21 protein-coding genes are annotated in these 21517 nt (G+C 43.1%); all 21 read left to right on the plus strand.

Features of this window, described 5'->3' with window-relative positions; all coding sequences use genetic code 11:
- Positions 1-26: 26 nt before the first annotated feature.
- Positions 27-1163 (plus strand): lycopene cyclase family protein, encoded by a 1137-nt coding sequence (locus tag ABWO12_RS06640; RefSeq protein WP_353087982.1) that lies wholly within the window; start codon positions 27-29, stop codon positions 1161-1163.
- A 248-nt stretch (positions 1164-1411) separates the two neighbouring features.
- Positions 1412-2269, plus strand: coding sequence for an ATP phosphoribosyltransferase (gene hisG / locus ABWO12_RS06645; protein WP_353087999.1), 858 nt, complete (start codon positions 1412-1414; stop codon positions 2267-2269).
- 11 nt (positions 2270-2280) lie between these two features.
- Positions 2281-3567, plus strand: coding sequence for a histidinol dehydrogenase (gene hisD, locus ABWO12_RS06650; RefSeq protein WP_353087983.1), 1287 nt, complete (start codon positions 2281-2283; stop codon positions 3565-3567).
- Positions 3564-4565: a histidinol-phosphate transaminase gene (hisC, locus tag ABWO12_RS06655; protein ID WP_353087984.1), complete on the plus strand. Its 1002-nt coding sequence runs from the start codon at positions 3564-3566 to the stop codon at positions 4563-4565. Before hisD ends, hisC begins: the two co-directional genes overlap by 4 nt.
- On the plus strand, positions 4562-5653 hold the full coding sequence (gene hisB / locus ABWO12_RS06660; protein WP_353087985.1) for a bifunctional histidinol-phosphatase/imidazoleglycerol-phosphate dehydratase HisB: 1092 nt from the start codon (positions 4562-4564) through the stop codon (positions 5651-5653). Before hisC ends, hisB begins: the two co-directional genes overlap by 4 nt.
- Complete coding sequence (gene hisH, locus ABWO12_RS06665; protein WP_353087986.1) at positions 5650-6228, plus strand: imidazole glycerol phosphate synthase subunit HisH; 579 nt, start codon at positions 5650-5652, stop codon at positions 6226-6228. The genes hisB and hisH overlap by 4 nt, the downstream gene beginning before the upstream one ends.
- Entirely contained in the window at positions 6225-6938 is a 714-nt protein-coding gene (gene hisA / locus ABWO12_RS06670) for a 1-(5-phosphoribosyl)-5-[(5-phosphoribosylamino)methylideneamino]imidazole-4-carboxamide isomerase (RefSeq protein WP_353087987.1), read from the plus strand. The genes hisH and hisA overlap by 4 nt, the downstream gene beginning before the upstream one ends.
- The gene (hisF, locus tag ABWO12_RS06675; protein ID WP_353087988.1) at positions 6932-7699 is read left to right on the plus strand and encodes an imidazole glycerol phosphate synthase subunit HisF; all 768 of its coding nucleotides are present in this window, start codon (positions 6932-6934) and stop codon (positions 7697-7699) included. Before hisA ends, hisF begins: the two co-directional genes overlap by 7 nt.
- On the plus strand, positions 7681-8280 hold the full coding sequence (gene hisIE / locus ABWO12_RS06680) for a bifunctional phosphoribosyl-AMP cyclohydrolase/phosphoribosyl-ATP diphosphatase HisIE (RefSeq protein WP_353087989.1): 600 nt from the start codon (positions 7681-7683) through the stop codon (positions 8278-8280). Before hisF ends, hisIE begins: the two co-directional genes overlap by 19 nt.
- 219 nt (positions 8281-8499) lie before the next feature.
- A complete protein-coding gene (locus ABWO12_RS06685; RefSeq protein WP_353087990.1) occupies positions 8500-9897 on the plus strand; it encodes an anthranilate synthase component I family protein in 1398 nt (465 codons plus the stop codon).
- On the plus strand, positions 9894-10460 hold the full coding sequence (locus ABWO12_RS06690; RefSeq protein ID WP_073360446.1) for an anthranilate synthase component II: 567 nt from the start codon (positions 9894-9896) through the stop codon (positions 10458-10460). The genes ABWO12_RS06685 and ABWO12_RS06690 overlap by 4 nt, the downstream gene beginning before the upstream one ends.
- Positions 10461-10464: 4 nt before the next feature.
- The gene (trpD, locus tag ABWO12_RS06695; RefSeq protein ID WP_353087991.1) at positions 10465-11457 is read left to right on the plus strand and encodes an anthranilate phosphoribosyltransferase; all 993 of its coding nucleotides are present in this window, start codon (positions 10465-10467) and stop codon (positions 11455-11457) included.
- Positions 11454-12239 carry an indole-3-glycerol phosphate synthase TrpC gene (locus ABWO12_RS06700; RefSeq protein WP_353087992.1) on the plus strand — a complete coding sequence of 262 codons (786 nt, stop codon included), beginning with the start codon at positions 11454-11456 and terminating at the stop codon, positions 12237-12239. Before trpD ends, ABWO12_RS06700 begins: the two co-directional genes overlap by 4 nt.
- Positions 12236-14050, plus strand: a complete 1815-nt coding sequence (trpB, locus tag ABWO12_RS06705; protein WP_353087993.1) for a tryptophan synthase subunit beta — start codon at positions 12236-12238, stop codon at positions 14048-14050. The genes ABWO12_RS06700 and trpB overlap by 4 nt, the downstream gene beginning before the upstream one ends.
- Positions 14040-14828: a tryptophan synthase subunit alpha gene (gene trpA, locus ABWO12_RS06710; RefSeq protein WP_353087994.1), complete on the plus strand. Its 789-nt coding sequence runs from the start codon at positions 14040-14042 to the stop codon at positions 14826-14828. The genes trpB and trpA overlap by 11 nt, the downstream gene beginning before the upstream one ends.
- An 85-nt stretch (positions 14829-14913) precedes the next feature.
- The gene (locus ABWO12_RS06715; protein WP_129460414.1) at positions 14914-15324 is read left to right on the plus strand and encodes a BrxA/BrxB family bacilliredoxin; all 411 of its coding nucleotides are present in this window, start codon (positions 14914-14916) and stop codon (positions 15322-15324) included.
- A gap of 117 nt (positions 15325-15441) precedes the next feature.
- On the plus strand, positions 15442-16398 hold the full coding sequence (locus tag ABWO12_RS06720; protein ID WP_353087995.1) for a Fic family protein: 957 nt from the start codon (positions 15442-15444) through the stop codon (positions 16396-16398).
- 203 nt (positions 16399-16601) lie between these two features.
- Positions 16602-17966 carry an oxygen-dependent tRNA uridine(34) hydroxylase TrhO gene (gene trhO, locus ABWO12_RS06725; protein WP_353087996.1) on the plus strand — a complete coding sequence of 455 codons (1365 nt, stop codon included), beginning with the start codon at positions 16602-16604 and terminating at the stop codon, positions 17964-17966.
- A gap of 174 nt (positions 17967-18140) precedes the next feature.
- Positions 18141-19556 (plus strand): PSP1 domain-containing protein, encoded by a 1416-nt coding sequence (locus ABWO12_RS06730; RefSeq protein ID WP_353087997.1) that lies wholly within the window; start codon positions 18141-18143, stop codon positions 19554-19556.
- Positions 19540-20025 carry a gliding motility lipoprotein GldH gene (locus ABWO12_RS06735; protein ID WP_073360428.1) on the plus strand — a complete coding sequence of 162 codons (486 nt, stop codon included), beginning with the start codon at positions 19540-19542 and terminating at the stop codon, positions 20023-20025. Before ABWO12_RS06730 ends, ABWO12_RS06735 begins: the two co-directional genes overlap by 17 nt.
- A 2-nt stretch (positions 20026-20027) precedes the next feature.
- A partial coding sequence (locus ABWO12_RS06740) for a transglycosylase domain-containing protein (protein WP_353087998.1) occupies positions 20028-21517 on the plus strand: 1490 nt, incomplete at its 3' end.

A 21517-nucleotide genomic window follows, 5' to 3' on the forward strand; every position in this document is an offset into this window, starting at 1 on the left:
GCAACGGTTTTTGTTACCTTTGAATCGTGCAACATTACCATTACATCTTCACCGGAACCGGACTCGCGGCCTTATTGACCGTACGAGAAATGGTGCAGCATCCTTTTTACCAAGACAAAAAAATACTCTTACTCGATGCAGACGCCAAAAAAACCAACGATCGCACTTGGTGTTTTTGGGATGAAAAAAAGCAATTTGAAAACATTCAACACAAAGCGTGGGAGGCAGCCGTATTTGCCGATACAGGTTTTGAACGCCGTTTTGGGATGGCGACCTACACCTACCGCATGATCCGCGGATTGGATTTTTATCAATCGATTTTCCAAGAGCTTGAAAACCATCCGAATATCACGATAGTCCAAGAAAAAGTAGTTGATTTTCAAGAAATGGGAAATCATTGCTTGGTTAAAACCGAAAACCAAAGCTTTACCAGCAATTACATTTTCAACTCCATTTTCAATCCCAAACCGTTGATGGCGCAAAAAAAGTTTCCCTTGGTACACCAACATTTTGTAGGTTGGTTTGTGCAAACGGAAACTCCTATTTTTACCCCTGATTGTGCTACTTTTATGGATTTTTCGGTGCCTCAAAAGAGCAACACCCGGTTCATGTACGTACTTCCCACCAGTGAAAAAGAGGCTTTATTGGAGTATACGCTATTTTCGGCCAACCTATTGCAACGCGAGGAATACGAATGGGAAATCAAAGCCTATTTAGAGCGTCTCGGTGTAACGGCCTATACTATAACCGAAACCGAACAAGGAAATATCCCGATGACGTGTTATCCCTTTTGGAAACACAATTCGGAACGCATCTTACACATCGGTTCGGCGGGCGGTTGGACCAAAGCGAGTACAGGCTATACCTTTAAAAATGCCCTCAAAAAATCCAAAGCTTTGGTTGATTTTTTACCCCAAAATAATGACCTACGGAAATTTCAAACCATTAATCGTTTTTGGTTCTACGATTTACTCCTGATTGATATATTATTTCACCAAAATGAAGTCGGAAGTTCGATCTTCGCAAGTATGTTTCGCCAAGGAAAAGTGGCTACCATCTTTAAATTTTTGGATGAAGAAACGACGTTTTTAGAAGATTTGAATATTATTTTACGTTGCCCTAAGATGTTGTTCATTAAGGCTTTATTTCGAAGAATCTTCTAAAAACAACTTCCAACGAATGTTAAATTATTAAAAAGGCGCTTTTTTTCCAAAATCTGTCTCTACCTTTGTCTCACAAAATTATCGCATGAAAACTTTATTTACATCATTACATCATCATACACATTCTGGCCCTCAGGCGAGCTGATGTTGTATGTTGTAAAAACAAAAATATGTCTAACCGTCTGAGTATATCAGGCGGTTTTTTTATTTCCCTTCCTCCCGGTATACTCAGTCATTTTTTAATCAAAATGAAAAGTATCAAAATTGCACTTCAAAAATCAGGACGCCTCAGTGAGAAGTCCATTCAATTACTCGAATCTTGCGGGATTCAACTCAGTAACGGAGAACGTAAATTAAAAGCGGTAGCTTCCAATTATCCCATCGAAATCCTCTTCTTGCGCGATGATGATATTCCGCAATATGTAGAACAAGGCGTTGCCGATTTGGGAATTTTAGGGGAAAATGAAGTCTGGGAACAAAATAAAAATATCACCATTCTCAAGCCACTAGGTTTTGCCAAATGCCGTATGGCGCTTGCCATTCCTAAAGAAGAAAACTACACGGACTTATCCTATTTCGCTTCCAAAAAAATTGCAACCACTTACCCCGGTGTGCTAAGTCGTTTTTTTGCTGAAAAAAATATTCCAATAATTCTCGAACCCATTAGTGGAAGCGTCGAAATTGCTCCCGGAATTGGTCTAGCAGATGCCGTTTTTGATATTGTAAGCACGGGAAGTACTTTGTTGATGAACGGGTTGAAAGAAGTCGCTACCGTTTGCTCCAGCCAAGCTGTACTCATTGCCAATTCCAATTTGTGCGCAGAACAACAGGAATTAGTTGACAATTTACTCTTTAGAATCGACGCCTGCCAACAAGCCAAAGCGAACAAGTACATTCTTTTAAATGCGCCCAACGAACAGCTCGAAACCATCATTCAACTTTTACCCGGGATCAAATCGCCAACCGTAATGCCACTTGCGTTATCGGGTTGGAGTAGCATTCATGCCGTACTTTCTGAAAAAGAATCATGGAGCATTATTGAACAATTAAAAAAGGCCGGAGCTGAGGGAATTCTAGTAATTCCGATGGATCAAATGGTCGCTTAAAACTTACAACTATGAAATATTTACTTTTTCCAAATATCGACGAGCAACAAAAAATCACCGCGCGTCAGGTTCCAACGGGTTTGAATCTGGAAGAATCCGTTCGTACCATTTTTAATGATGTTCAAAAAAAAGGCGACCAAGCCATTATAAAATATACCCAACTTTTTGATGGTTTTCAGGGAGAAAATCTTCGTGTTTCTGCTGAAGAAATCCAAAAAGCAGCTTCGCAAATCGCCCCTGAACTAAAACAAGCCATTGATCGTGCGGCCAATCAAATTCGCCGTTTTCATGAGAGTCAGCAGGAACCCATCCAACGCATCACCACCTCGCCCGGAGTTACGTGCTGGAGAGAAAGTCGCCCGATAGAAACCGTGGGTTTGTACATTCCGGGTGGAACCGCGCCCCTGTTTTCTACCGTATTGATGTTGGGAGTTCCGGCTCAAATTGCGGGTTGCCCCAATCGCATTCTCTGTACGCCCCCAAATGCACAAGGGGAGATTAATCCTGCCATTAGGTATGCTGCCCAAGTCGCTGGTATTAAGGAATTGTACAAAGTGGGTGGCATTCAAGCCATTGCAGGGTTGACTTTTGGCACCCAAACACTCCCTAAAGTGGATAAAATTTTCGGTCCTGGAAACAAATATGTAACGGCCGCCAAAGCCTATGCACAGCAACTTCAAGTGGCCATTGATTTACCTGCCGGACCCAGCGAGGTATTGATTATCGCTGATGCAAATAGTAATCCCGAATTTGTCGCAGCCGATTTATTGGCGCAAGCCGAACACGATGCGGACAGTCAAGTCATCGTGCTGAGCAATGCCCCTGAACAACTCCAGTTCATCCTAGCGGCAGTTGAGCGTCAGTTGGACGAATTACCACGAAAAAAAATCGTGCAACAAGCCTTGCAAAACAGTTATGCTATCGCACTTCATAGTTTGGACGATTGTTTTGCCTTCAGCAATGCTTATGCGCCCGAACACTTGATTGTAGCCTTGGAAAATGCCTCAGATTGGTCGTCAAAAATCACCGCTGCGGGATCGGTATTTTTAGGAACCTACAGTTGTGAAACCGCAGGTGATTACGCCAGCGGCACCAATCACACTTTGCCAACCAGCGGCTATGCCAAAGCCTACAGTGGTGTGTCCTTGGATAGTTTTATCAAAAAAATAACCTTTCAAGAAATCACAGAAGAAGGGCTACAAGATTTGGGTCCTACCCTCGAAATACTAGCCGAAGCAGAAGGACTTTTCGCCCACAAAAATGCCGTTTCACTCCGAATTAAAAAGAACAACCCATGAATCCATTAGCCCTTATTCGTCCCAATATCGCCCAACTCATCCCGTATTCCAGTGCACGTGAAGAATATACGGGAACCACAGGAATTTTCTTGGATGCCAATGAATTTCCAGTAGGAAAGTACAACCGTTATCCCGACCCTGAGGCAAAAGCAGTGCAATCAATTCTTGCCGCGCAAATTGGTTGTGCTGCAAATCAACTGATTCTTGGGAACGGCAGCGATGAAATTATTGATTTGGTACAACGCGCTTTTGGAATCCCTGGAACCGATAGCATTATCGTTTGTCCGCCCACTTACGGCATGTACGAGGTGTACGCCAACATCAATAATCTGGAATGTATTCGCATTCCGTTGACCGGGGAATTTCAATTGGATATACCCAAAATTTTAGCCCAAAAAGCGAAAATTTTGTATTTGTGTTCGCCCAACAATCCAACAGGAAATGAATTGGAAAACATCAAAATCCTTCTTCAAAATTTTCAAGGAATTGTGTTTTTGGACGAAGCTTATATTGATTTTAGTCCCAGCAACTCCAAAATTGAACTGCTCCAAAACTACCCCAACCTCATCATCGCCCAAACCTTAAGCAAAGCCAAAGGTCTTGCGGGTTTACGAATGGGAATGGGTATCGCGCATCCTGAAATTATCGCGGTTTTAAAAAAAATCAAACCCCCATACAATATAAGTCAAGCCAACCAAGAACTCGCACTTCAAGCCCTTCAAAATTGGGATGCAACATCTCTTGAAACCCTAGTTAAAGAACGTGAAAAGTTGGTAGAAGGCTTAAAAAACAATCCATCGGTTCGTCGCATTTTTCCTTCGGTGACCAATTTTATTTTGGTAGAAATGACCGAAGCCGACCGAATCTATGCTTTTTTAACCCGCCGAAACCTTATCGTTCGCAACCGAAGCAAGGACGTTCCAAACACCCTGCGAATTACCGTGGGAACCCCACAAGAAAATGAATTACTACTCAAAACATTAGCCGAATTCCAATGAAAAAAATACTCTTTATCGACCGTGATGGAACCTTAATTCAAGAACCTCCCCTCGATTTCCAAGTGGATGCTTTGGAAAAACTGGAGTTTCTTCCGGGTGTTTTCACCTACTTAGAAAAAATTGTTCGCGAAATGGATTTTGAATTGGTTTTGGTGACCAATCAAGACGGTTTAGGAACCGCTTCCTTTCCCGAAGAAACCTTTTGGCCTGCCCAAAACAAAATGCTACAAGCTTTTGAAAATGAAGGCATCCGCTTTCGCGAAATTTGCATCGACCGCTCCTCTCCTGAAGACAATGCTCCCACCCGAAAACCCGGGATTGGAATGCTCAAATCCTACCTCGATGGGCCATTTGACCTTTTGAATTCATGGGTGATTGGCGATCGATTGACCGATGTCCATTTGGCACAAAACCTCGGCTGTCAGTCCATTTTGCTTCAAACGAAACCCAATGAAGCGGCCACGTTCACGGCGCCGAATTGGGAAACGCTGTATACCTTCTTGTCCCAACAAAAAAGAAGTACGATTGTAAAACGAACCACCAAAGAAACCCAAATTGAAGTGGAACTCACCTTGGAAGGTTCGGGAAAAGCGGAAATTCAGACGGGCTTGCGATTTTTTGACCACATGCTCGAACAAATTGCGCGCCACGGCGGACTCGATTTGCGGATTTCGGTACAGGGTGATTTGGACGTCGATGAACACCACACCATTGAAGATGTTGGTATTGTACTAGGAACTGCAATCGATAAGGCTTTGGGGACCAAACGCGGCATTGAACGCTATGGTTTTATGCTTCCCATGGACGATTGCATTGCGGTTACTGCAATTGATTTTGGGGGAAGAAGTGCTTTGAATTGGAATGCAAAATTCAAACGGGAAACCATAGGCGATATGCCCTCCGAGATGTTTGACCACTTTTTCAAATCCTTTTGTGATGGAGCCCGTTGCAATCTTTATGTGAAAGCCAAAGGCAAAAATGAACACCACAAGATTGAATCCATTTTTAAATCGTTTGCCCGATCGCTAAAAAGTGCGGTACAAAAAAACGCACAAAATCAATTACCAAGTACCAAAGGACTCCTATGATTACCATACTCGACTACCAAGCAGGCAATTTGCATTCGTTGCAAAACGCGATTGAACGATTGGGCTATACGGTACAATGTACGGCCGACCCCGAGCTGTTACGCCAAGCGGAAAAAGTGATTATTCCGGGCGTGGGACATGCCGCTCCCGCGATGGCATTTCTCAAAGAAAACGGATTGGACACGGTAATATGCGAACTTACATGTCCCGTGTTGGGCATTTGTTTGGGGATGCAACTATTAACGGAATTCACCGAAGAAGGTCAGGTAAGCGGTTTAAGTGTTTTTGAAGTGAGCGTAAAAAAGCTTAGAGGACATTTGAAAATTCCGCATATGGGTTGGAATAGTGTACAGTATAAACCCTCAAAGCTGTTTGAAGGAATTCCCCAAGAAGCCGATTTCTACTTTGTACACAGCTATGCCGCTACTTTGGGAGAAAGCTCGTTGGCGACTTGTGAATACGGTGCATCGTTTAGTGTGGCTTTGGCCAAAAACAACTTTTATGGGGTACAATTTCACCCCGAAAAATCAGGAAAATGGGGGCAACAGCTCCTTCAAAACTTTTTAGCATTATGAAAATTATACCCGCTATTGATCTACAAGGAGGTTGCTGTGTGCGGTTAGCACAAGGGGATTATCACCAAAAAAAGGTCTATGCTTCCGACCCTCTAGAACAAGCACTCATTTTTGAACGTAGTGGCGCTACCCATTTGCATCTTGTCGATTTGGATGGTGCCAAGTCGCAATCGGTGGTGCATCTTGATGTTTTGGAAAAAATTGCGAAACACACACAGCTTATCCTTGACTTTGGCGGAGGTATTAAAACCGAAACCGATTTGAAAAAAGTGTTGGATGCCGGTGCGCAACAAGTCACTCTAGGAAGTATTGCAGTCAACCAGCCCGAGTGGGTACAAAAATGGGGGGTAAGGTATGGCTACGAACGATTTATTTTAGGCGCGGATGTTCGAGGAGAATATATTGCCACCCATGGATGGCTTACCCAAACCGACCATTCGGTATTCAATTTTATCGCATCCTACAGTGCTTGTGGCTTTCGGCAATTTATGGTGACCGATATTGCCAAAGACGGAATGCTTAGCGGGCCATCTGTGGCGTTGTATCAAAAAATTTTGGCCGAATATCCCATCGAACTCATTGCTAGTGGTGGGGTGAGTTCGTATGAAGAAGTGCAAACGCTTCGTGAAATCGGTTGTGCGGGAACCATCATCGGAAAGGCGTTATATGAAGGATTTATGGATTTACATAAACTGCTCCAATCATGTTAAAAAAACGAATTATCCCTTGTTTAGATATCCAAGGCGGTCGCGTGGTAAAAGGTATTGGTTTTGAAGGATTGCGTGACATGGGCGACCCGATTGCCTTGGCACAACGCTATGATGCAGAAGGCGCTGATGAATTGGTTTTTTTGGACATTAGTGCTACGCTTGAAGAGCGCGCTACACTGTCGGAGTTAGTTCGGAATATTGCCGCTACAATTCAAATACCCTTCACTGTTGGTGGCGGTATTCGTTCGGTAAATGATGCCAAAAAACTCTTGCGATCGGGCGCTGATAAAATCAGTATCAATTCGGCAGCATTGGAACGCCCCGAATTAATCACGGATTTGGCGGTGGCCTTTGGCAACCAATGTGTCGTAGTGGCCATTGATGTGAAAACGGTAAACGGTGTTGATTGTGTTTTTTCACATGGAGGCAAAAAAGTGACAAATCACGAAGCGCTCAACTGGGCCTTGGAAGCGGAACGCTTGGGTGCGGGAGAAATTTTACTCACCTCCATGAACCAAGATGGCGCGCAAACTGGATTTGCAATTTCACTCACACAGAAAATTAGTCGGGCGCTTTCCATTCCCGTAATAGGTTCTGGGGGCGCTGGAACGGTGGAAGATTTTACCCATCTTTTTAAAGAAACCGAAGCCACTGGAGCCTTAGCTGCCGGAATTTTTCACGCGGAAAAAGTGGCGATAGCAGCAATTAAAAACGAATTATATACTCAAAAAATACCGGTACGATGGAACCCCAATTTATAAATGATACCCAACTCCTTCCGGCCATTATTCAAAATGCGCTGACGGGAAAAGTGCTGATGCTTGGCTACATGAACCGAGAAGCTTTTACGTTGACCAAACAATCCCAAACGATTACCTTTTTTAGTCGGAGTCGAAATGAACTCTGGACGAAAGGTGTAACTTCGGGCAATTATTTGCGTTGGACGTCCTATTCCGTCGATTGTGATCAAGATGCCCTTTTATTTCAAGTCATCCCCGACGGCCCCACTTGCCACACTGGTGCTGCCTCTTGCTTTGAAAATGCCCCTGAACTTGGTTTTTTAGGTCGTTTAGAAAATCTAATTCAAGAACGATTAACTACCGCTAATGAAGATTCATATGTGTGGCGATTGACTCAAAAAGGAACCGCAAAAGTTGCACAAAAAGTAGGAGAAGAAGCAGTTGAAACCGTAATTGAAGCGTTGCAAAACAATTCCGATCGTTTCAAAGAAGAAACGGCCGATTTGCTCTTTCATTTGCTGCTTTTATTGAACCATCAAAACGTAACTTTAAAAGAAATTACGGCTGTTTTATACCAAAGAAACCAATCTAAAGCACAATAAAACAACAAATTATAACTTTTTGAATTTTTTTAAGAGAAAAATAAAATCAACTTTTATACTTTTGTCAACATGAATTGCAACAATCAAAATACTAATTGGTGGCACAACCCGTACTCCGTTTCTGGATTGCGATGGTAATGCTATTGGTGTATTTTCTTCAATAACAGCTTAACCCACCTTTCCAGGCGGGTTTTTTTATTCCCTAATTTTTCCTTTTTTATGGCTTATAATTTAACCACCGAAGTCCGAACGGCGCCGGGTGATTTACACACCCCGGTAGCCTTATACCTAAAATTACGTGACCGTTTTCCCAACAGTTTGTTGCTGGAAAGTTCGGAATACCAACGTCGTGAAAACAGTTTATCGTACTTGTGTTTGCAACCCATGGCGCAATTTGAAGCGGATTTAAACGAAATCAACATCCAATTTCCCGACGGCGCAACACAGTGTTTTACCACGCAAAACACGTCGGTAAGTGACGCGTTACATAATTTTTGCACCCAATTTGTCGTAGAACCAAATACCTATGCATTTACCACCCAAGGGTTATTTGGCTACACCTCCTATGATGCGATTCCTCTTTTTGAACCCATACAATTACAACATCCTCCGATGGATGTTCCGCTTATTCACTACCAACTGTTCCGTTTCCTTTTGGTTTTTGACCATTTCAAAAATGTGTTGTATTTCGTTGAAAATCGTTTGGAAAACAGCCCTTCCGAATTGGATGCTTTACAAGAACTATTGGTTAATCCCACGGTGGCCACTTTTCCCTTTCGAACAGTCGGCGAAGAACAGTCCAATGGAACAGACGAAGCCTTTTTAACCACTATCGAAAAAGGAAAAGCGCATTGTTACCGCGGTGATGTTTTTCAAATTGTGCTTTCACGCCAGTTTGAACAAGCGTTTCAAGGCGATGATTTTAATGTCTACCGCGCATTACGATCGGTAAATCCCTCGCCGTATTTGTTCTACTTTGATTACGGTTCATATAAAATAATGGGATCCTCACCTGAAGCCCAATTGACCATTCAACAGCAAAAAGCAACCGTATTTCCTATTGCGGGAACGTTTCGTCGAACAGGTAATCCTGAGGAAGACGAAAAATTGGCAACTGCCTTACGGGAAGATCCAAAGGAAAATGCGGAACATACCATGCTGGTCGATTTGGCGCGAAACGATTTACATAAACAGTGTTCCAACGTACAAGTCGACCGATATAAATCCATTGAATTCTATTCCCATGTGATTCACATGACCTCAGAAGTTAGTGGTCTATTAGCCCCCGATTACCAACCCTTAGCAGTTTTGGGAGCCACCTATCCTGCGGGAACATTATCGGGAGCACCCAAACACCGTGCCATGGAACTTATCGACGAATTAGAACCCAATTCCCGTGGATTTTATGGCGGAACGGTAGGTGTACTTGGACTCGAGGGTACCTTAAATCACGCCATTTTTATTCGATCCATCGTGAGTCGGAACAACACGCTAACCTATCAAGCGGGCTGTGGTGTGGTCATTCATTCCGATCCCCAAATGGAATTACAAGAAGTTAATCATAAACTGAATGCGGTGCGTACTGCCATTCAAAAAGCTACCCAATTTGCCCTATGAAACTATTAGTCATCGACAATTACGATTCGTTTGTATACAACCTTGTAGCGCTTATTCGCGAAACGACCAAAGCACCCCTTACGGTAGTCAAAAATGATCAGGTCGACTTGGAAACGTTGCACCAGTACAGTCATATTTTACTTTCTCCAGGCCCAGGTATTCCCTCCGAAGCGGGAAAAATGATGGAAGTTTTGGAACGTGTTGCCCCCCACACATCGGTATTGGGTGTTTGTTTAGGACATCAGGCGATTGCTGAATTTTCGGGAGCGCGACTCCAGCAATTAACCGCTCCGTTGCATGGCGTTAGCTCAGCATTGGTTCAAACACAAACCGATTCCCTTTTTGAAACTACACCTAAAACATTCCAAATTGGCCATTACCATTCTTGGGTGGTCGCTGAAGATAGTGTGCCCAATTCCCTTGACGTATTGGCTTTTGATGAACAACACAACATTATGGCAATCAAACATAAAGGGTTCCCTTGGCGGGGCGTTCAATTTCATCCCGAATCCATTCTCACCGAACACGGCAAAACCCTTATTTCCAATTGGATTAAAAATTAAACTTATGAAAACGTTATTGGATTATTTATTTACGCACCAAACCCTAAGTCGCGAAGCCGCTAAAGAAGCCATGCTTACCCTTACTTCAGGAACGGTCAACCCGACACAAATTGCAGCCTTTATGACTGTTTTTAATATGCGTGCGATTACGTTGCCCGAACTCATTGGATTTCGTGAAGCGTTGATCTCCCAATGTGACCGCATTGACCTTTCGGCCTACCACCCCATGGATGTTTGTGGTACAGGCGGTGATGGCAAAAACACCTTTAATATTTCTACCTTAACTGCATTTGTTGTCGCTGGCGCTGGCGTACCCGTGGCCAAACATGGAAACTATGGGGTGTCTTCCATCTCGGGATCTTCCAATGTTTTGGAGGAATTGGGTGTGACTTTCCCCACGGATCCTAAAATCATTGAGGAGCAATTGGCTACTACCAACTTAACCTTTCTACATGCGCCCTTATTTCACCCAGCTTTAAAAAATGTAGGCGCCATTCGAAAAGAACTCGGCCTTAAAACCTTATTTAACAAACTCGGCCCTTTGGTTAATCCGGCGCAGCCCAAAGTACAAATGACGGGTGTTTTTAATTTGGAATTGGCGCGAATGTACCATTACATTTTACAGGAAGAAGGCGTGCAATATCGCATTCTTTATGGATTAAGCGGTTGCGATGAAATTACCTTAACCGATACGGTGAAAGTCATTCATCCAAAAGGCGAGTCCTTTATTACGGCTGAAAACTTGCACCTGGAACCCGTTGCTTTAGACGCGTTGGATGGTGGAAAAACAGTCGCCGAAGCTGCCCATATTTTTACCCAAATTTTGAAAGGCAAAGGTACTCCCGAACAAAATCGTGTGGTTTGTTCCAATGCGGCGATGGCCTTACTCACCTATTATCCCGAATATACTTTTGAAACGGCTTATCAAATCGCAAACGAATCCCTCCTGAATTTGAAAGCAGCCAATGTACTCACCCAGTTAAAATCAATCGCATGAACCTACTAGATACCATTGTACAAAGTAAAAAGCAAGAAATTGCCTATTTGAAAACCCATTTTTCAAACCGTTTTTTTGAAGAACAACCGTTGTTCAATAGTGCCACGCGATCATTGAAAAAGAGCATTGAAAACTCAGTTACCGGCGGGATTATTGCTGAATTTAAACGCCAATCCCCCTCAAAAGGTGTCATCCATGCCCATGCCGATGTGGAAACGATCACTACAGGCTATACAGCCGGACTCGTTGCAGGAATTTCCGTGTTGACGGATGCGCCTTTTTTTGGAGCACAGCCCAACGATTTTGCTGTAGCACGTGCCAACAACCCCATTCCGCTGTTGCGTAAAGATTTTATTTTGGACGAAATCCAACTTTGGGAATCCAAAGCCATGGGGGCCGATGCTATCCTGTTAATTGCCCGAATTTTATCGGGAGAAGCCTTGGAACGATTAACAGCAGAGGCCCATCAATTGGGTCTCGAAGTATTGCTCGAACTGCATCAGGAAGAAGAACTTGAAAAAATCAATCCAGAGTTGGTCGATATGGTGGGGATTAATAATCGCAATCTCAATTCGTTTGAAGTTGCCCTCCATCACAGCATCGCTCTTGGAAAAAAAATCCCCGAAAAATGCCTCAAAATTGCAGAAAGTGGGATTGATGCTGAAGAAACCCTTCGCTATTTACAAGAACACGGATTCCATGGTTTTTTAATCGGGGAACAGTTTATGAAACAGGAAAATCCTGGAGAATATTGCCAACAATTTATACACAACTTACGATGAAAATTAAAATATGTGGGCTGTTTGACCCTGCAAATATAGCTGCTGTAGTTTCAGAGCAACCGGACCTTGTGGGATATATTTTTTACCCCAAATCAAAACGGTATGTCGGAACGAATTTTGATCCTAAAGGAATTGCCAATCTCCCAAAATCGACCCAAAAAGTTGGGGTTTTTGTCAATGAAAATCGGGACCAAATAGCATCAATCTATGTCCAATTCGCCCTCGACTACATACAGTTGCATGGAGAGGAAACCCCTGAAGATTGTGCCTTTTTCAAAGCAAAAGGAATGCGAATCATCAAAGCGTTTGGTGTAGATGCTGGATTTGATTTTTCTCAATTAAGCGATTATCTTCCTTATTGTGACTACTTTTTGTTTGACACGGCAACGCCCAACTATGGAGGAAGCGGACAATCGTTTCCATGGGAAATACTCAACGATTATCCCTTTGACACACCTCTAATATTAAGTGGCGGTTTGGGTGTATCCGAAGTAAAAACCTTTTTAAATTCTCCAATTCCCAAGGTAGAAATCCTGGATTGTAATAGTAAATTGGAAAATGAAAATCACCACAAAAACTTGGATTTAGTGGCTGAAGTATTGGCATTAACACGAAAAACAAACTCGGGTATCCAACCCGATGCAGCGGGTTATTATGGCGAATTTGGGGGTGCTTTTGTTCCTGAAATGTTGTATCCCAATGTCAAGGAATTACAAGATCAGTATTTGTTTCATTTGCATGATCCAGACTTTCAGCGGGAATTTCAAGACTTATTAAAATCCTATGTAGGTCGTCCTACGCCGCTGTTTTTCTCCAAAAATTTATCGGCGCACTTTGGAGGGAAAATTTACCTGAAACGGGAGGATTTGAACCATACAGGCGCGCACAAAATCAACAATGCTATTGGCCAAGTATTGTTGGCCAAACGATTACAAAAAAAACGCATTATTGCCGAAACCGGTGCGGGACAACACGGTGTTGCTACGGCTACAGCCTGTGCACTATTGGGTATGGAATGTACAATTTTTATGGGCGAAATCGACATCCAGCGGCAACAGCCCAATGTGGAACGTATGCGTTTGATGGGAGCAAAAATCGTCCCTGCAATCAGTGGAAGTCGGACCCTCAAAGATGCCACTAACGAAGCCATTCGCGCTTGGATTAACCATCCTGTGGACACCTATTATGTCATTGGTTCGGCGGTGGGACCGCATCCCTATCCCGATATGGTGGCTCGATTTCAATCGGTGATTAGTGAAGAAATTCAGGTGCAATTGAAACAAGAAACCGGTCAAGCAGCACCCGATTATTTAATCGCCTGTTTAGGCGGCGGAAGCAATGCCATTGGTGCTTTTTATCATTTTATTGGAAATCCCAAGACCCAATTGATTGCGGTAGAAGCAGGCGGGTTGGGTGTTGACTCAGGAAAAACAGCCGCTACTATTGCCTTGGGGAAAAAAGGGATTATTCATGGGAGTAAAACCTTTTTAATTCAAACCGATGATGGGCAAATTGTCGAACCCCATTCCATTTCGGCGGGATTGGATTATCCGGGGATTGGTCCTGTTCATGCGCATTTGAGTGCCACGGGACTGGCCAAAGTGGTTTCTGTCACCGACGAAGAAGCGGTCGCAGCAGCCTTGCAATTGGCGCGGTTGGATGGTATTTTACCAGCCCTTGAATCAGCGCATGCCTTGGCTTACTTACCGAAGATGCAATTACAACCTGACGAAATTGTAGTCGTGAATTTATCCGGTCGCGGCGATAAAGATTTAGCGACATTAATACCCTTTCTAACTTATGAAAAATAGACTTCAAACCCTAATGGAAAAGGGATCAAAACCCTTACTTTCCATTTATTACACGGCAGGCTTCCCAACGCTTGACGCGACTATCTCTTTGGCCGAATTTTTGGAACAACAAGGCGTGGAGAGTCTCGAGATTGGCTTCCCGTTTTCCGATCCCCTGGCGGACGGCCCTTTAATTCAAGCGAGCAGCTCGCAAGCCATTGAAAATGGAATGACACACTCCGTTTTATTTGAGCAATTAAAAAACTTGCGCGATCGAGTAACGATTCCCGTGGTGTTGATGGGGTATTTGAATCCGGTGTTGCAAATGGGAGAAATTGCTTTTTTGGAAGCGTGTGCCCAAGTAGGTGTCGATGGCGTATTGCTCCCTGATTTGCCCTTGGATTATTTTGAAAAAAACTTGAAAATTCATTACGAGCGCTTAGGTATCGCTCCGATTTTCCTGATTACACCCGAAACCGCTGAAGGGCGCATTCGTGAGATTGATCGGCTGAGTGAAGGATTTATGTATCAAGTAGCCTCCAATAGCATCACGGGGAGTGAAGCAAGTTTAGCTTCGCAAACGGCTTATTTTCAACGAATTGCTGCGATGCAGTTGCGAAATCCTTGTTTGACCGGATTTGGCGTTCACAATCGGGAAACTTTTGAGTTGGCCACAACCTACAGTCGGGGCGCCATAGTGGGGAGTGCCTTTATCAAGCAGTTGCAAGCGCAAAAGGGTGATTGGGAAAAACTCGTTCCTTTTTTGAATCAATTTCGAAATAAAGAACTGATTCTTTAGGATTTCCTTTTCATTTGTGTTGTAAATTTTGATTTATCTTTGTACCGCTGAAAAGCCAATTACATTAATTTCAAATTCAACGATTATGTATCCAGAAGAAATGGTAAACCCCATGCGAGCTGAATTGACAGACGCTGGTTTTCAAAACTTATATACTGCCGATGCGGTAGAAAATGCAATTAAACAAAACGGAACCACGTTGGTGGTGGTGAACTCTGTTTGCGGCTGTGCGGCACGTAATGCCCGTCCCGGAGCAAAAATGAGTTTGGATGGCGACAAAAAACCCGATCATTTGATTACGGTTTTTGCGGGTGTTGATCGTGAAGCGGTAGATACCGCGCGTCAACACATGTTCCCGTTTCCTCCCTCATCGCCAAGCATGGCTTTGTTCAAAGACGGAGAGTTGGTACACATGTTGGAACGTCACCACATTGAAGGTCGTCCGGCTGAGATGATTGCTGAAAACTTAAAGGATGCTTATAGCGAATTCTGCTAAGCGACTAAAAAATTAAAAAACAACCCTCAATGGTCCACCGTTGGGGGTTTTTTTATGGAAAATAGGGAGCTATATCTAAACTATTTGTACTTTTGATACTATCAAATGACACTATCAATGAAGCCTCCCTATGATATTACGCCCAAAATTTTGCAATTACTGACTTCCATTTCAGAGAAAATTGGGGTGGTTAATGCGAATTTTCTAGTGAAACAAACACCACAACTTCGGAAACAGCATCGTATTAAAACCATACATTCTTCCTTAAAAATTGAGGGGAACACCTTAACAGAGGACCAAATTACCGCTATCATTGAGGAAAAACATGTCGTGGGTCCAAAAAAAGACATTCAAGAAGTTGTCAATGCAATTAAAGTATATGATGATTTAAATAACTATGATTACCAATCTGAAGCGAGTTTTTTACAAGCACATGCCGACTTGATGTTGGGGCTTATTGATACTCCCGGAAAATACAGAAAACAAGCCGTGGGTATTGTAAAAGGGGAAAACGTTCATCATCTAGCACCACCTCACGAAAATGTCCCATTTTTGATGAAAGATCTTTTTGATTATCTAAACGATAGCGAAGAATTGCCCCTATTAAAAAGTTGTGTTTTTCATTATGAATTGGAATTCATCCATCCTTTTTTAGATGGTAATGGACGCATGGGACGGTTATGGCAAACGATGATTTTAAAAGAGACTTATCCCATATTTGAGTTTCTTCCTTTTGAAAGTTTGATTCAAAAAACACAATCGCTCTATTACAAAGCATTGGAAGATAGCGATAATACCGGAAAATCTACCGTATTTATCGAATACATGCTCGATGTAATTGATCAATCCTTGGGGGCGATATTAAATTACAACCAACGCATTTTGAAAGACATTGATCGATTGGACCACTTTTTAAGTTTGGGGATAAAGGAATTTACTCGTAAAGATTACCTGAACCTTTTTAAAGATTTGTCAACAGCAACGGCAAGTCGGGATTTAAAAAAAGGGGTAGCCTTACAGCTTTTTACTGCGGAAGGTACCATGAATAAAACGAAATATGTAGTAAAAAAATAACGTTAGCTCTGCAATAAACGATCTTTATAGCACTTCGCGCAAGGGATAGCAGCGAAAATCCTTTTGGGTTTCCCAAAAGATTGTAGCGGATAGCCCGACCCTTTAGGGATGCGCCCAAAGTTGGAAAATTCAAATAAAACGATACCTTTGCCTTCGAATTCCGCCATTGTGAATTCGTTTAACTCCCTTAATACGTTTATAGCATGCAACTGTACAACACATTAAGCGCAGAGGAAAGAGCTCAATTAATTGAAGAAGCGGGTCAACAACGGTTGACATTATCTTTCTATGCGTACGCCAAAATCGAAAACCCTCAACAATTTCGCGACGATTTATTTTTAGCTTGGAATGCCCTCGATGCGCTCGGTCGTATTTACGTGGCCCACGAAGGAATTAATGCCCAGATGAGTGTTCCTGCCGAACATTTTGAGGCTTTTCGCGAAACGTTAGAAGCCTATGATTTTATGCGTGGGATTCGGTTGAACGTAGCGGTAGAGCAAGATGATTTCTCGTTTTTGAAGTTGACGATAAAAGTGAGACACAAAATTGTAGCCGACGGACTCAACGACGACACTTTTGATGTAACCAACAAAGGCGTGCACTTGAATGCGCGTGAATTTAATGCGATTTTGGACGATCCGAATACGATAGTGGTGGATTTCCGCAATCATTATGAAAGCGAAGTGGGTCATTTTAAAGGTGCGATTACGCCCGATGTGGAGACGTTTCGCGAATCGTTGCCAATTATCAACGAGCAATTAAAAGATTTTAAAGAAAGTAAAAACCTCGTGATGTATTGCACGGGCGGTATTCGTTGTGAAAAAGCGAGTGCGTACTACAAACATCAAGGTTTTAAAAATGTATTCCAGTTGGAAGGCGGTATTATTAACTACGCCAAACAAATCAAAGAAGAAGGGCTGGAAAGTAAATTCATCGGAAAGAACTTTGTGTTTGACCACCGTTTGGGCGAGCGCATCACCGATGATATTATCGCACAATGTCACCAATGCGGGAAACCGTGTGACGATCATACCAATTGCGTGAACGACGGCTGTCATTTGTTATTTATTCAATGTGACGAATGCAAGGCCGCGATGGAAAATTGTTGTTCGCAAGAATGCCTGGACACCATTCATCTTCCTTTGGCAGAGCAAGTAAAATTGCGCAAAGGAATCCAAGTGGGCAACAAAGTCTTCCGCAAAGGAAAATCGGAAAAACTAAAATTCAAGCATTCGGGGGAATTACCGGAAGTACCGCTCGCTAAAGCGACAACGGACATTCGCCAAAAAATTAGTCCGAAACGTCGGGTGAAAAAAACACTTTTGGGCAAAGTTGCGCATTACTACGTAAAAGCCGGTATCGGTTTGGTAGAAATGCAAAATGGCGCACTGCAAAAGGGTGATCGCATCCTCATTGTGGGTCCGACCACCGACGAGATGGAACTCACGCTGGAAACCCTTCACGTCAATGGTGTACTGGGTGACAAAGCGCAGGCGGGCGACAAAGTCACGTTTGCTGTTCCGTCACGGGTACGCTTATCCGACAAAGTATATTTGATTTTAAACTAAAAAAAAACTGGGTGCTTTTTCGCCTTATTTCGCTGGAAGTCAGGCGTTTTTGTTTTCAACAGCTTCCCCCTTTTTTGCATTTTCCATAATTGAAAAAATACTATCTTTACAAACGAATCGTTTAGGTTAAACGTAGTCGATGGATTACTGTCGACGATCAATATATATTTTCTTATGGCATGTACAAACTGTTCCTGTGGTTCGTCAAAAAGTGACGGAGCTAAAGGATGTGGAAATAATGGCACTTGCGGCGCCAATAGCTGCAACAAACTTACAGTATTTGATTGGTTAGCCAACATGAGTTTGCCTTCAGGGGAAGCTCCGTTTGACTGTGTGGAAGTTCGTTTCAAAAACGGGCGTAAAGAATTTTATCGCAACACAGAAAAACTAACGTTAAGCATCGGCGACATTGTAGCTACGGAGGCGTCTCCAGGGCATGATGTAGGCATTGTGACCTTGACGGGGGAGTTGGTTAAAATTCAAATGAAAAAAAAGGGCGTCGATCACCATTCGGCAGAGGTGCTAAAAGTGTACCGAAAAGCGTCCCAAAAAGACATTGATATTTGGAGTGCCGCCCGCGATCGCGAGGAGCCGATGAAGGTTCGCGCGCGCGAATTGGCGATTCGATTGAATTTGGAAATGAAAATTTCGGATATTGAATTCCAAGGCGACGGTTCCAAAGCTACATTTTACTACACCGCAAATGATCGCGTGGATTTCCGTCAGTTGATCAAGGATTACGCTTCGGAGTTTAAAATCCGAATCGAAATGAAGCAAGTCGGTTTTCGTCAAGAGGCTTCGCGCTTGGGGGGCATTGGATCCTGTGGTCGCGAATTGTGTTGTTCGACCTGGTTGACGGATTTTCGCAGTGTCAATACTTCGGCGGCACGCTACCAACAATTGTCCTTGAACCCGCAGAAATTGGCGGGACAATGTGGTAAATTGAAGTGTTGTCTCAATTTTGAATTGGACACCTACATGGATGCTTTGCGTGACTTCCCTGATTACGAAACCAAGTTGAAAACGGAAAAAGGCGATGCGGTTTGTCAAAAACAAGATATCTTCAAAGGGTTGATGTGGTATGCGTATACCGATAATTTTGCGGCTTGGCATGTGTTGAGTACCGAACAAGTGAAAGAAATTATAGCCTTGAATAAAGAGGGAGGGCTCGCTACATCCTTAGAAGATTACACGGTTGAAGTGGAGCAAGAAGTTGAAAAAACTTACAATAATGTGGTCGGTCAAGAAAGCATCACCCGATTTGACCAGCCCAAAAAGAAAAATCGTAGCAAGAGCAAAAATCGAAATAAAGGAAAAGGCCGAGAAGGTGTCGCTATAGAGGGCCAACCTCGTGCGGTGACTCCGGATAAAAACGCGGGGCAACGCAACCAGCAGCCGCAACGCAACCCGCAAAACCGTCCGGCGCAACAACAGGCCCAGCCTAAAGACAGTTCAGCGCCTCAAGCACAAGGGCAGCCCAATACAGGCGAACAACGCACAAACAATCGGAACAAACGGAACAAAAAACGTCCCGGAAACAGAAATCGTGGCAATTCGAATGAGAGCAAAAACAATGAAGGTACGAACTAGTTTACTCTTTTTAGGGCTATTGATATGTTGCGCGTCGTGCGACAAAAACGGTGTATTTGACGAATACAAATCGGTTGGCAATGCGTGGCACAAAGACAGCATTGTGCATTTCAACTTACCGAAGTTGGAGGCTGATAAAAAATACAACTTGTTTTTGAATATCCGCGACAATAAAGACTATCCGTTTGACAATCTTTTTGTGATTGTTTCACTCGAACAACCGAATCGAAAAGTGTTAGTAGACACCCTAGAATACAAAATGGCGCATCCCGATGGAAGTTTGATGGGCGATGGTTTTAGCGATGTCAAAGAAAACAAGCTTTTTTACAAAGAGAAGTTCACCTTTGATCAAAAAGGGAACTATAAAGTACATATTCAACATGCCTTACGAGAAACGGGAAAAGTCCCCGGCGTTGAGCGTTTAAACGGCATTACGGAAGTTGGATTTAGAATAGAAACGACCGAATAATTATGGCAAATCAATCCCCGAAACCCCAGCCTGTCACAAAAGACATCAAGTACTACCAAAAAAAGTTTTGGCGTTTGTTTTTTTACACGCTAGGGAGTGTATTCTTGTTTTTTCTTTTTGCCTCGTGGGGCCTTTTTGGTGCCATGCCTTCTTTTGAAGACTTGGAGAATCCTAACTCCAACTTAGCCACTGAAATCATTTCAAGCGATGGAGTGGTGTTGGGAAAATTTTACAATGAAAACCGAACGGCCGTAAAATACAAAGACCTCCCAAAACATTTAGTAGATGCCTTGGTATCCACAGAAGATGAACGTTTTTATGAACATTCGGGTATCGATGCCAAGCGAACTTTTGGGGCAGCTGCACGATTGGGAGCCAACGGAGGAGCCAGTACGATTACCCAACAGTTGGCCAAGTTGTTGTTTCATGGTGAAGGGTCTAAATTTTTACCATTTCGTGTGGTTCAAAAAGCCAAAGAATGGATTATTGCCGTGCGTTTAGAGCGTCAGTATACCAAAGATGAAATCATCGCTTTGTACTTTAATCAAGTGGATTTTGTGAACGGTGCCGTAGGTATTCGTTCGGCTGCAAAAGTATATTTTAACAAAGAGCCCAAAGACCTTACCGTCAACGAAAGTGCTACGTTAGTTGGTATGCTTACCAATCCGTCGCGATTCAACCCAAAACGTTTTCCTGAACGCTCATTAAAACGAAGAAATGTGGTGTTGGGGCAAATGGTACGCAATAAAAAACTCGATCCTGCGGGGAAAAATCTATTGGAAAAACAGCCCATCAAACTCGATTTTCGTCCCGAAAGTCACTATGAAGGCTTAGCTACCTATTTTCGTGAATACCTTCGGGATTATATGAAAAATTGGGTGAAAGAACACAAACGAGCCGACGATGAAGAATATGACATTTACGGCGATGGGTTAAAAATCTACACCACGCTCGATTCCAAAATGCAGGAACACGCCGAAGAGGCAGTTCGGGAGCACATGAAAAATTTACAAGAGGAATTCTTTTTACAACAAAAAGAAAACAAAAATGCGCCATTTGTCAACATCACTCCCGCCGAAACCGACAAAATCATCAACCAAGCCATGCGTAATTCCGAACGTTGGCGTATCCTGAAAGCTGATGAAAAAACGGATGAGGAAATTATAGCTTCGTTCAAGAAAAAAACCAAAATGACCATCTTTACCTGGCAGGGAGAGCGTGATACCCTAATGACACCTTTGGATTCTATTCGGTATTACAAACATTTCTTGCAAGCCGGTATGATGGCGATGGAACCCCAAACGGGGCACATCAAAGCTTGGGTGGGCGGTATCAATTACAAATATTTTCAATACGACCACGTAGGGCAAGGCGCCCGCCAAGTGGGTTCGACCTTCAAGCCCTTTGTCTATGCTACAGCCATCGAACAGTTGGGCATGTCGCCTTGTGATACCATCATCGACGGGCCGTTTATGATTCGCAAAGGAAAACA

Source organism: Flavobacterium sp., assembly GCF_040379285.1.
Taxonomy (GTDB): domain Bacteria; phylum Bacteroidota; class Bacteroidia; order Flavobacteriales; family Flavobacteriaceae; genus Flavobacterium.

What these genes read in the sequence shown, in the direction of transcription:
- hisG (WP_353087999.1), top strand. Translation starts at nt 1,412, where the DNA reads ATGAAAAGTATCAAAATTGCACTTCAAAAATCAGGACGCCTCAGTGAG.
- hisD (WP_353087983.1), top strand. Translation starts at nt 2,281, where the DNA reads ATGAAATATTTACTTTTTCCAAATATCGACGAGCAACAAAAAATCACC.
- hisC (WP_353087984.1), top strand. Translation starts at nt 3,564, where the DNA reads ATGAATCCATTAGCCCTTATTCGTCCCAATATCGCCCAACTCATCCCG.
- hisB (WP_353087985.1), top strand. Translation starts at nt 4,562, where the DNA reads ATGAAAAAAATACTCTTTATCGACCGTGATGGAACCTTAATTCAAGAA.
- hisH (WP_353087986.1), top strand. Translation starts at nt 5,650, where the DNA reads ATGATTACCATACTCGACTACCAAGCAGGCAATTTGCATTCGTTGCAA.
- hisA (WP_353087987.1), top strand. Translation starts at nt 6,225, where the DNA reads ATGAAAATTATACCCGCTATTGATCTACAAGGAGGTTGCTGTGTGCGG.
- hisF (WP_353087988.1), top strand. Translation starts at nt 6,932, where the DNA reads ATGTTAAAAAAACGAATTATCCCTTGTTTAGATATCCAAGGCGGTCGC.
- hisIE (WP_353087989.1), top strand. Translation starts at nt 7,681, where the DNA reads ATGGAACCCCAATTTATAAATGATACCCAACTCCTTCCGGCCATTATT.
- ABWO12_RS06685 (WP_353087990.1), top strand. Translation starts at nt 8,500, where the DNA reads ATGGCTTATAATTTAACCACCGAAGTCCGAACGGCGCCGGGTGATTTA.
- ABWO12_RS06690 (WP_073360446.1), top strand. Translation starts at nt 9,894, where the DNA reads ATGAAACTATTAGTCATCGACAATTACGATTCGTTTGTATACAACCTT.
- trpD (WP_353087991.1), top strand. Translation starts at nt 10,465, where the DNA reads ATGAAAACGTTATTGGATTATTTATTTACGCACCAAACCCTAAGTCGC.
- ABWO12_RS06700 (WP_353087992.1), top strand. Translation starts at nt 11,454, where the DNA reads ATGAACCTACTAGATACCATTGTACAAAGTAAAAAGCAAGAAATTGCC.
- trpB (WP_353087993.1), top strand. Translation starts at nt 12,236, where the DNA reads ATGAAAATTAAAATATGTGGGCTGTTTGACCCTGCAAATATAGCTGCT.
- trpA (WP_353087994.1), top strand. Translation starts at nt 14,040, where the DNA reads ATGAAAAATAGACTTCAAACCCTAATGGAAAAGGGATCAAAACCCTTA.
- ABWO12_RS06715 (WP_129460414.1), top strand. Translation starts at nt 14,914, where the DNA reads ATGTATCCAGAAGAAATGGTAAACCCCATGCGAGCTGAATTGACAGAC.
- ABWO12_RS06720 (WP_353087995.1), top strand. Translation starts at nt 15,442, where the DNA reads ATGAAGCCTCCCTATGATATTACGCCCAAAATTTTGCAATTACTGACT.
- trhO (WP_353087996.1), top strand. Translation starts at nt 16,602, where the DNA reads ATGCAACTGTACAACACATTAAGCGCAGAGGAAAGAGCTCAATTAATT.
- ABWO12_RS06730 (WP_353087997.1), top strand. Translation starts at nt 18,141, where the DNA reads ATGGCATGTACAAACTGTTCCTGTGGTTCGTCAAAAAGTGACGGAGCT.
- ABWO12_RS06735 (WP_073360428.1), top strand. Translation starts at nt 19,540, where the DNA reads ATGAAGGTACGAACTAGTTTACTCTTTTTAGGGCTATTGATATGTTGC.